At 39.7% G+C, this 11,078-nt stretch carries 9 protein-coding genes and 2 pseudogenes; 10 read left to right on the top strand and 1 reads right to left on the bottom strand.

The features are described 5' to 3' along the window. Positions 1-51: 51 nt before the first annotated feature. From DWX68_RS05560 to DWX68_RS05520, 10 genes and pseudogenes are all read left to right on the top strand, one after another. Positions 52-999 carry a hypothetical protein gene (locus tag DWX68_RS05560; protein WP_118628804.1) on the top strand — a complete coding sequence of 316 codons (948 nt, stop codon included), beginning with the start codon at positions 52-54 and terminating at the stop codon, positions 997-999. A 2-nt stretch (positions 1,000-1,001) separates the two neighbouring features. After that, entirely contained in the window at positions 1,002-2,549 is a 1,548-nt protein-coding gene (locus tag DWX68_RS05555; RefSeq protein WP_118628803.1) for an AAA family ATPase, read from the top strand. Positions 2,550-2,757: 208 nt separating this feature from the next. Then, complete coding sequence (locus tag DWX68_RS05550; RefSeq protein WP_118628802.1) at positions 2,758-3,123, top strand: DUF3847 domain-containing protein; 366 nt, start codon at positions 2,758-2,760, stop codon at positions 3,121-3,123. Further along, positions 3,123-4,646 (top strand): annotated as a pseudogene (mobQ, locus tag DWX68_RS05545) (MobQ family relaxase). The gene DWX68_RS05550 and the pseudogene mobQ overlap by 1 nt, the downstream one beginning before the upstream one ends. 45 nt (positions 4,647-4,691) lie before the next feature. Continuing rightward, a complete protein-coding gene (locus tag DWX68_RS05540) occupies positions 4,692-6,566 on the top strand; it encodes an AAA family ATPase (RefSeq protein WP_182432140.1) in 1,875 nt (624 codons plus the stop codon). 193 nt (positions 6,567-6,759) lie between these two features. Next, a complete protein-coding gene (locus tag DWX68_RS05535) occupies positions 6,760-6,999 on the top strand; it encodes a hypothetical protein (RefSeq protein WP_005609451.1) in 240 nt (79 codons plus the stop codon). A 12-nt stretch (positions 7,000-7,011) separates the two neighbouring features. Beyond that, complete coding sequence (locus tag DWX68_RS05530; protein WP_118628800.1) at positions 7,012-7,380, top strand: hypothetical protein; 369 nt, start codon at positions 7,012-7,014, stop codon at positions 7,378-7,380. Between the two features lie 40 nt (positions 7,381-7,420). Next, positions 7,421-8,120: pseudogene (locus tag DWX68_RS05525) on the top strand (site-specific integrase). Positions 8,121-8,365: 245 nt separating this feature from the next. Beyond that, a complete protein-coding gene (locus DWX68_RS14630; protein ID WP_182426611.1) occupies positions 8,366-8,521 on the top strand; it encodes a hypothetical protein in 156 nt (51 codons plus the stop codon). A gap of 116 nt (positions 8,522-8,637) precedes the next feature. After that, positions 8,638-9,117, top strand: a complete 480-nt coding sequence (locus DWX68_RS05520; RefSeq protein WP_118482267.1) for a hypothetical protein — start codon at positions 8,638-8,640, stop codon at positions 9,115-9,117. A 58-nt stretch (positions 9,118-9,175) separates the two neighbouring features. On the opposite strand, the gene DWX68_RS05515 is transcribed toward DWX68_RS05520, so the two are convergent. Next, a complete protein-coding gene (locus tag DWX68_RS05515; protein WP_118628799.1) occupies positions 9,176-11,077 on the bottom strand; it encodes a GHKL domain-containing protein in 1,902 nt (633 codons plus the stop codon). Position 11,078 lies beyond the last annotated feature (1 nt).

Genomic DNA, 11,078 nt, shown 5'->3' with positions numbered 1-11,078 from the left:
TAGATGCAGTGAGAGAATTTATTTAAAATGTATTAACAGGAGGTGATTTGTTTGAATATAATTGAGAAAAATAAATCGCATGATTTTAATATTTATTATCTGAATTTCAGTAAGGTATATGAAATTGCAATGATGATTAACAACGTTATTCTTACTAAAATCGAGAGAGATAAATCAAACAGTTTTGAAGAACAGTATGGATTTACATCTTCCATTTCAGCAAAAGGAACAAAACAGTTTTTGGATGGGATTAAGGCATCTATTTCGGCAGAAACAAAAGAAACTGCCACATCTTCATCGAAAGTGATAGAAAGCTTAGATGTAAAGACAACAAAATCCATTCTTTTGCGTAGGGTTATTGAACAGTGTGCTTCTGTTAATAAATTTGATAATTCAGTAGAGGGGGATCTGGTTAAAATAGATCATGTTAAACTAGAATTATTAGATGAGGAAAGCTTGCGCCAGTTTCTTATTCTACGCCGTGATGCTTTAAAAGGTATGCGTGTAGAAGGAATGGAAGTGAACAATTTAATTGGTTCTATGTTGCAAGATTACGCTTATATTTTGAAAGGAATTGTATATGATGAAAGTATGGAAACAGCTATTTCTGAAATTATTATAAAAATTCCTATGGAAATTCAATCAGAGTTTGAAAACAAGTATAATATCAATGATTTACTTATTGGTCATGTTTCTATTGTTGGCATTTATAAAGGCGTTGTAAAAGAAGAATTTGTTACGTCAAATACATTTAATTATTTTCAGGAAGCGGATACTCGCAAGGGAAGGCAAGGGGAGGCTGTTAGTAAAATAATAAAAAGTAATACACCGCCAGATTCAAAGAATGTATCCTCAAATAAAAGTAATAAGGATTATCATTTTGTTGATATATTGGCAGTAATTCAAGATGTTGCCTTCAAGTTAGAAGAGGCTCCAGCACCAAAGCTACATTGGTGGAACAAATTTGGTATTTGGCTGAGTACGTTGCGGAGGAAATAATAATGGATTTATATAGTATCACTGTTTACCGGAATCTTGAAGAATTGAGAAAAATACAAGACGAGAGAGAGGTAAATCCATTTATATTTGGAAATACTAAGGATAATATTGAGTGCTGTCCGGAAATCTGTATTGATATATCTGCTTTGATCCACTTATTGTTGACTAACAAAAGTAATATAGAATCTGCTTATATGAATCTTGCAAACATGACGGAAGACACGCTTGTAATTGTAGAAGAAAATCTTGCAGATAAAGTTTTGGAACTTCTGCCACTTTTGTTTGATGACTATAATTATTATTTTGAAGAAGATGATGGGAAAACTACCAAATGTGAGGAAGCGGTTAAATATAAACCATATTCAAGACAAAAAATATATCAATATAATAATGCACAGGATTTGAATAAAATTGTCCGATATGCAGAAGTGAATAATATTCCGATAGCTACGTTCTCAAGAGCAAACGGTGATTTGGAAAAAGAGTTTGAACAATTTAATAGTTCTTATAAATTGGCAATATTAGATTTGACATCTATGTCATATGCAATAGAAGCTAATAAAGCACTGATTTACCTACTTGAACAATTTCTTAATAATATGCCTAATATTAAGGTTATAGCACAAACAAAACAGATTGATATACTGTTAAAGTACTTTCCACTTTTTTTTGATGGACAAGAAGCAATGTGTAAATTGATCCCAGAGTTGTCTGATTTAGATCAAGAAAAGCTTGAAGAAAATAAACTTATAAAAGTTACAGATTTGCAAGGCGAGTTGTTTGACAATTTCATACAATGTTTTAATCATAATTTAATCGGTCATCAATATTTTAAAGAGCGTTTGCAATATGTTTTAAAGAATTTTCTTATGCTTAATCGGGCAGAAGAACAAAAAGTGCTTTCAATCTTTTTATATGGTAAATCTGGCATAGGAAAAACTGAGGTGGCAAGGTTATTTGCAAATGGTCTTCAGGATAAATGCTATTTAGCAAAAATAAATTTTCAGAATTACAGTAGCCAAGACGCATTGAATAGTTTAATAGGAAGTCCGGCAGGATATGTAGGATGTGAGCATGGAGAATTAAGTGATAAGATTAAGAAAAGCAAAGTTGGAGTGTTATTGTGTGATGAATTTGAAAAAACAACTCGACCAGTTTTTTCGTTCTTTTTGGAGTTACTGGAAGATGGTAGATTTACTGATTCCATGACAAGAGAATATGATTTAGACGGATATGTTATCATTTTTACTTCAAATATTCCAAATGGAACAGAGTATAAAAAGATCATTCCTCCGGAACTTCAGACACGATTTGATTTAGTTTGTGAGTTTGAAGAACCGACAGCATTTGAAAAAAAAGAATTTTTAAATTTGTTATTAGAAAGAGCAAAAAGCAAATATTCTGAACAATTTACTGAGATTACAATGACAGAAGATGAAAAGCAGGAATTGTTTGCTTTTGATTATGCAGCGATTTCTGCATTGAGAGATATTAAAAGAGTTTTCAATAATCGATTGATGGATTATTTCGCTGAAAAAGGCGTTTTGTAAAAATAATTATTGATAAAATGCAGTTCAACGAATGCGTTTTAAGAATAAAGAGTGGTGAATCATCAAAAGTATTAAATTGAATATTGCGAAAAACTGAAACAAATATTTCTACATGTATTAGAAGTGAGTATCAGTTTTTATATTAAGAATCGGTATCAATAATTGTGCCGGTTCTTTTTGTTTACAGAAAAAGAAAGAGAGATAGACCATGACCAGAGCCAAGAATCCAAAGTATGAATCCATGTCACTGGAAGAAGTGAAAGCCAACATGGAAAAAAGCAAAAAGGAACTTGAACAGGCAATGCACAATAAGAACATTTTGGAACAGAGAAAAAAGCTGATCGAGAGGAAAGAACGATCACACCGCTTGGTGGTTAAAGGTGCTGAGTTTGAAAAAGCGTTTCCGATGTCCAAAGATCTTGAGCAGGAGGATTTCCAGAAAGTAATGAATGAAATGAAAGTTCTTAAATACAACAGAGATACCGTCCGGGAGAGATATCTGGAGGCAGGAAGAAAGGAACGACAGCAGATTGCTGAAGAAGTAAAGAAAATTGAAAAGGGAGATGATAGCTGATGGCACTTTATCATTTTTCTGTAAAGCAGGTATCCAGAGGAAAAGGTCAGACAGTGGTAAATTCCGCTGCGTATATTTCCGGGCAAAAATTGTATAACGATTATTATGGACAAGTCCATGATTACACGAAGAAATCCGGTGTGATGTTTACCGAAATCCTTAAACCGGATTATGTGCCGGAACGATTATCAGACAGGGAAACATTATGGAACGAGGTAGAGAGAGCAGAAAAGGGCAAGCGGGCACAGCTTGCCTATTCTTTTGACATTGCGTTGCAGAATGAGCTGACGTTAGAGGAGAATATTCAACTGGCGAGAGAATTTTGCTAGGAGCAATTTGTGGAACGTGGCATGATTGTGGATCTGGCAGTTCATGAGGGAAGGTCAAAGGATGGAGATGAGCCGAATAATCCACATTTTCATGTGCTTGCCCCAATTCGTCCTTTTACAGAAGAAGGAATCTGGGGGAATAAACAGAAACGGGAATATGTTTTAGACGAAGAAGGAAACAGAATAAAAGATGCCCAAGGGAAGTATGTCTTCAATGCTGTTTCTACTACTGGTTGGAACGATCCTGAACTTTTGAAGGAATGGAGAAAGGCATGGACCGAGAAAGTGAATGATAAATTCCGGGAGTGTCATATGGCAGCAAGAATTGACCATCGTTCCTATAAAGAACAGGGAATTGATCTGATTCCGACAATTCATGAAGGGTACGAAGTCAGAGCAATGGAGAAGAAGGGAATCAAAACAATCATAGGAGAGCTAAATCGGGCGATCCGACAATTCAATCAGATGTTCATTTCCTTAAAGGAATCTATCCAGTGGATGAAAACAGCCTATGAAGAAATGAAAATGGAACAGGATCGAAGGCAGCAGAATCCGACGCTTTTGGAAAGTCTGCAAGATTATTATGATAAAAAGACGCAGAATAGCCCGAAACTTTCAAATTTTTATGCGGAGATGGAACGAAGGGGAAAGAAAATTTCAAACCTACAGGAGTTTGCAAAATCTATCAATTATCTTCAGGCACACAGCATTGAGACGATGGACGATTTGCAGACGCGAATTCAGGAGTTAAATGGAATTATCTCTGCCAGCAAAGCTGAAATCAGTGAAAAGAGAGAGCAACTGAAAAAACTGGAAGATTTGGAAAAGAAGATGCAGGTATTGAAGCAGAATCAACCGTTGATCGATGAATACAATCATTTCTTCTTTAAGAAAAGACGGGAAAAGTTTTATGCGGAGCATAAAAAAGCGATCAATTATTATCGCAAATGTGAGCGTGAACTAAAACCATACCGGGATAAAAAGGGACGGCTGCCAGAATCTAAATGGAAGAAAGAAAAAGAAGATCTCCGGATAATGATTGATGAATTAAAAGCTGATAATCAGCCCTATCAGGATGAGCTTGCCTTTGTGAAAAAGGTACAGAGATGTGCTGATATTGCCAGACGAGATCGAGAAATGCCAGAAACAGATACTTCCGGGCTTTCAGAAGAAAAAAGAGAAGTAATGAGATAAGTTTATAAAAATCTGTTACAGGACAGACAGGAAAGGATGATGAAAATGCAGTATACAGAAGAACAGATTGCAAGAGCAAACCAGACAGACCTTGTTTCTTTTCTGAACGCACAGGGAGAACAGTTGGTAAAAAGTGGGAGAGAATATCGTTGGAAAAAGCATGACAGTGTAACGGTATCTGGGAATCGCTGGTATCGTCATAGCCAGAGTAAGGGCGGATATCCGGTGGACTTTGTAATGGAATTTTATCATGCCACATTTCCGGAAGCAGTGAAGATGCTGATTGGGGAAGAAGGCGAAGGCAGGCAGAAGTCCTGCCCCGCCCCGTCTCCTGATTTTCGATTGCCGGAGAAAAGCGAAACGAATGAGACAGTCATAAAATATCTGACAGAAATCAGGAGGCTTGAGAAAAATTTGGTGGAGGAATGGATTGCCGGTGGGAATATTTACGAAGAAAGGAAATACCATAATGTTGTATTTGTCGGCAGAGATGCAGACGGTATTCCGAGATATGCACACTGCAGGGGAACTGGCGAGATAAAATATCGGGGAGATGTAGCTGGTTCTGATAAATCTTACGGATTCTGTCACAGAGGAGAGGATAATCAACTGTTTGTATTTGAAGCAACCATTGATCTGCTTTCATTTATCCAATTATTTCCAAAAGACTGGAAGAAACGTAGCTACCTGAGCCTGGGCGGAGTCTCCAGTGTGGCACTGATGACTTTTCTTTCTGAACGCCCTCAGATCACTTCGATTTTCCTGTGCCTGGATAATGATCATGCAGGAAATGAAGCCTGTGAAAAATTAGCAAGAGAAATTCTGGAGGGATATCGTGTGATCCGGCTGAAACCTGCCAGAAAAGACTGGAATGAAATTCTCTGTGACGAAAATGCTGACAGAAAGAAAGTGATACTGGAAACTGTTACAATGAAAACGCAGGAGAAAGAAGCATTGGTGCCGATGTTATGTTATAAAGATATTGAGCAGACCAGTGTGGAATGGCTGTGGTTCCCGTATATTCCATTTGGAAAGCTAACAATCATTCAGGGTAATCCGGGAGAGGGAAAAACCTATTTTGCTATGATGTTGACAGCAGCATGCACGAACCGTAAGCTGTTTCCAAACATGGAAGATATTGAACCATTCAATGTGATTTACCAGACAGCAGAGGATGGCATGGGTGATACCATCAAGCCAAGACTGGTGGAAGCAGGAGCAGATCTGAGCCGGGTTATGGTAATTGATGATTCGGAAGAAGCATTAACTTCATCCGATGATCGGATTGAAAAGGCGGTCAGACAGAATCATGTGCGACTTGTAATCATTGATCCGGTACAGGCGTTTATCGGAGCAGATGTGGACATGAACCGGGCAAATGAAGTTCGTCCGGTATTCCGTAAACTGGGAATGATTGCAGAGAAAACCAGTTGTTCTATCGTGTTGATTGGTCACTTAAACAAATCTTCTGGGACACAGAGTACTTACCGGGGACTTGGTTCTATTGACATCATGGCCGCAGTAAGAAGCTTGATTTTTATTGGAAAGGTGAGAAAAGATCCGACAACGAGAGTAGTGATTCATGAAAAAAGTTCGCTTGCACCGCCAGGGGAGACAATGGCTTTCAAACTGGGAGATGAAGAAGGATTCCGATGGGCGGGAGCCTATGAAATTTCGGCAGATGAATTGTTAGATGGAAAAGAAGGAAAAGCAACCGAAACAAAGCTGGAACGGGGAGCAAAGCTGATCCGGGAACTGCTTGCCGATAAAAAACAAATTTCAATTCGAGAATTAGATGAAAAAGCAAAGGAACAGGGAATATCTGGGAGGACAATGCGTGATGTAAGAAGCCGGATGAAGAATGAACTGGAGTATTGGATAAATGAGAAGCAGGAAAACTGTATTCGATTAAAAGGTTGATGGGTGGCAGAGTGATTACAAAAATATAGAATTTTATAGATACCTTATATGCCGTCTGCCACCTGCCGGTGTATGGATATTTTTAAGCGTATAGGAATAAGTAAATTTGGATTGACAGAAAATATAGAAAAGCGTATTATAATAGCAAGAGGTGGGATTTCCCACACAAATACTTGCGTAGGAGGTGTTGATAATGGAAGCAATGAAAGATTATGTTGCTCATCTGGACAATAAAAAAAGGATTACCCTCAGAGGAGCTGCTTATCAGTATTATAATGTAAAAGAATATGGAAATGGCTGCATTATTCTGGAACCTCGGGAACTGGCAGTGCCAGAGAGCATTTCAGCCAGAACCCTGGCAGATATGGATCGTGCAGTAAGTAACTTTAAAAGAGGAGATGTTTCTCCGGCTATTGACCTGTCAGATTTTTAAAAGGAACAAAGAATGAACTTTAATATACGAATGGGAATTCCTGAAATGCAGGAACTTTGGTTAGATCTGCAGGAGAAATATCGTTCTGGGAATATAAAAAAGAAGGAAGAACAGTTGTATAAAAAATGGGGAAAGGCTTTAAAGCTGCTATCGGCAGATCCAGGGTATCCAAGTCTTCAAACCCATGAAATAGAGCCATTGTCCAGACGTTATGGAATGAAAGTGTGGCAGTCTTATCTGGAAAATAAAACCAGTGGCGCAATGAGAATGTACTGGGTTTATGGACCAGCTCAGAAAGACATTACGATTATCGGATTGGAACCACACCCGGAAGATAAGAAAAATGGTGCATACGACCGAATTTCACTGTCGGATTTATAGAATAAAACTGAATATGGAACTTAACACGAGCAGTTAGTCTATGAAAAATAGGTTAGCTGCTTTTTTCATGCAAAAAGGTGAATCACAGGGACGTTCAGACGGAAGATATGTATATACTTATACGGATCCTCTCGGAAGACGTAAATATGTTTATGCACAAGACCTTGTAACGCTTCGGGAAAAAGAAGCACAGCTCATGAAAGATCAGATGGACGGTCTGGATATATAATCTAACGTATTATCCGGTAGGAGAAGACCGGGCATTGGAAAATCACATTTCAACGCCGAAAACAGAAGCCGGAATGCGTACGATTCCCATGTTGGATACAGTGAAAGATGCTTTTGAAATGATCTGGGAAGAGCAGAAAGAAAATGGCTGGACAGATGCAGAGATTGATGGGATGACAGGCTTTGTTTTCTGTAACCGTTATGGAAATATAATGAATGCCCAGTCAGTTAATCGGGCAATCAAGAGAATCTCATCTGCTTATAACGCAACATAAGAAATAGAGGCAAAAAAAGAGCATCGGGAGCCGGTGCTGTTGCCGGATTTTTCAGCGCACAGCTTGAGACAGACATTTTGCACAAGGCTTTGTGAAAGAAAAACGAACCTGAAAATAATCCAGTCGATCATGGGGCATAAGGATATTCAGACCACTGTGGATATCTATGCAGAAGCGACAGAGAAAAAAAAACAGGAAACATTTGAACATTTGGCTGCAACAATGGATGTATTTTAAGAAGGGCTTATGAACCCTTTCATCTGACAACAGAAATAACCAAATGACATCAAATTGACAACAGATATGATTTGACAATGATTCATCATGAATGGTGATGAAGAGAAGACAATTTAATAGAAATAGCACAGCGAAGCATCACGAAGGGTAATGAAGAAAAATTAAAAAAATTCCCGACGATGAAGAGTTTGGAGAAATAAAATGCCGAAAACAGGGCGTTTTCAAGCAATTTAAGAGGCTTAAATTTGTATTTTACGACAGAGTTACGACAAATGATGAGCCATGATATAGTAAAAAATATTTCTAAACTTAAAAAACAGGTTGCTAAATTCAGAGAAACTGTATATACTAAGGATAGAAGTAAATGTTTGCCGCTTGCTGATGGTGCGGGGTATAAATAATTCAGTTCGTAAATGAAGCCACTTGCTATACAGGTGGGATAAAAATAGTATAGTTTGTAAATGTTCCCCATCAGTGAATGCTGATGGGGAATTTTATCACATAGGAAAGGTTATTTATGGAGATACAACAGGGATATTCGTATCATATCAAGGATGAATTTTTTGACTTGGTTCAGGATAAATATTTGATGAGTAATAAGGAACAGGGGAACTATCGTCCTCATTACTATGCAATTCAGGATAGAAAAAATCCAAAATTGTATTGGATGATACCAATTAGCTCACAAGCTGAGAAATACAAGGAAATCGTTGAAAAGAAAAAGAAACGATATGGTAAATGCAATACGATAGTGATTGGATTATTTGCAGGGAAAGAAAATGCTTTTTTGATACAGAATACATTTCCTGTTATTGAAAAATATTTTGACCATGTTCATACGATTCAGGAACAGCCTGTAACGATACATAAAAAGTTGGATAAGGTACTTGTTGAAAATCTGAATGAAGTACTGGCTATGTATAATCGTGGAATAAAATTGACTTTTACGGATATTAAAGCGATTAGGAATATTATGGAAGAAGAACTTGGAAAATAGAGAGGACACCATTGCTTATGCAAATGTAAGTAATGGTGTCCTTTTGTATGAGCAATGTTTATAAACCCACTGTAATTCCAACAAGAAAGGATTCCTCACCGGGAACGAGATCGAGATCACCGCCATGGCTTTCAATGATTTTTCGGACAGAGGAAAGCCCGATTCCATGATCAGCAGATGTACCCTTTCGGGAGAGGAATGTTTTTCCCTCTTGCAAGGCCAGACCGTCGTAAGTGTTTTCAATCTTCAAAAAGTACATATTGCCTCTGGTTTCGCCTGCAATGAAAACGCGGCGCACCCCTTGCTTTTGGCGGCTGCACGCCTCAACGGCATTGTCCAAAAGATTGCCCAGCACCGTACACAGTTCCACATCGGTAAGCGGCATCTGATCGGGAAGATCGAGCCGCACCTGAAATTCTGTCCCTTGTGTCTGCGCCATGCCGTAGTAGTATTCAATCAGTGCATTTACGACGGGATTTTTGCAGAACTGGGCAGGGGAGTGACCCGATGATGCCGCAACCTGTTCCTCTACCTGTAACAGGAAGGAGCAGATCTCCGTCTGCCCACGTTCAGAGGCCATGCGGTCTATGGTGCGCAGATGGTGTTTGATGTCGTGGATCAACCTTCTGTTTTCTGCCGCTGCTTCAGAAACCTGACGGCTGTATTCGGTCTGCATAGAAAGCTGACGGATGACCTGCTTGCGTTCTTCCTGGAAAATCAGGCTGTTTCCATATCCTTCTATCACATCGCGCCAGAGGGAATAACCGATGGCTGCTGCTATGAAAAAGCTGCCCCATTCCAAAAACCAACCGCCGATAACCGGCTCATAAACCGGCAGAAGGCGATCCCATATAAAGGCGCAGGTTGCGGCTGCCGCAGCATAGAAGATCGGCCTGCTCCGTTTTTCTCCTCTGTGAATGGCAAGCACAGCGATGATAAGCAGATAGAGCGCAGATGCCGCCTTATAACAAAAGACCGATGCAGAGAAGAAACGAATCGCTCCAAGGGAGAGATGGGAAGCCATCATGCCATACACAAACGCATATACCAGGAAGGCAGCGCCCACCCCATTACTGATGGCCGCAGGCAGGAAGCCCGGCCTGCATATCCGGTTTTGCAGAACTACGATCAGCCAGGTAACCAGATAGATACAGAACAGTTCAATCGTGTACCAGGGGAATACGGGAACCGCAGCCAGCATATGAAGCACAGGATAGGATGACAGGCCGCACATGGCAAGGCAGATCAGTCCGAACAGGAATGTATTTTTCTGTTTCATCCGGCGGCTGAAATAAAAGGACAGCAGCGCACAGACAAAGGTAACCGTACAGCTGAACAGGCAGAATGCAAACCGGATTCCTCTGGTTGTATTGACCGCCAGCATCGTTCCGAAAGCAGGCGGATAAACAATCCCTCCGTAAAAGTGGTCATAGTTGCTGACCGCTATGGTGAGTGTGACCGGTTTTCCGCCATGAAAAGTGACCATGCGGTTTTGAACCAATGGTGTCCCCTGTGCCGGTTCCCCCATTTGCAGGATCAGGTCATGATCCAGATAAAGGTTGTAAGCAGAAAACACTTCCGGGATTTCCAGCGCATATGTTTCCTTCCGTTCCGGCAGAAAGAATGTCATCTGATAAGTCCCGCAGCCATAGGGAGAAGGGTTTGCAGGGCTGGAGAAATTGGTCTGCTCTCCGATGGAAAGGTAGCGCATATAATGGCTTTCATCTTGTATTTCTTCCGGGGTCAAAAGCGCGTCAGGATAAAATGCCCAGCCGGATACCAGAAAGCGCACCGGTGACTTTTGAAGTTCTTCCTCAGAAAGCGCCAGAATCCCATTTGCCGCCTGGATTGTGTTCTGGCTATATTTATTATTGAACTGATACAGGCCAAGAAAAAACAGGGATGAGCACAGGCAGACCATACATAAGGCAGCATATTTTTTTACCGCAGAAGATACCATC

Source organism: Clostridium sp. AF20-7 (genome assembly GCF_003479275.1).
GTDB classification, from domain to species: domain Bacteria; phylum Bacillota; class Clostridia; order Lachnospirales; family Lachnospiraceae; genus Otoolea; species Otoolea fessa.
Note: the sequence above shows the minus strand (reverse complement) of the source record. Positions and strands in the feature narration are given on the sequence as shown.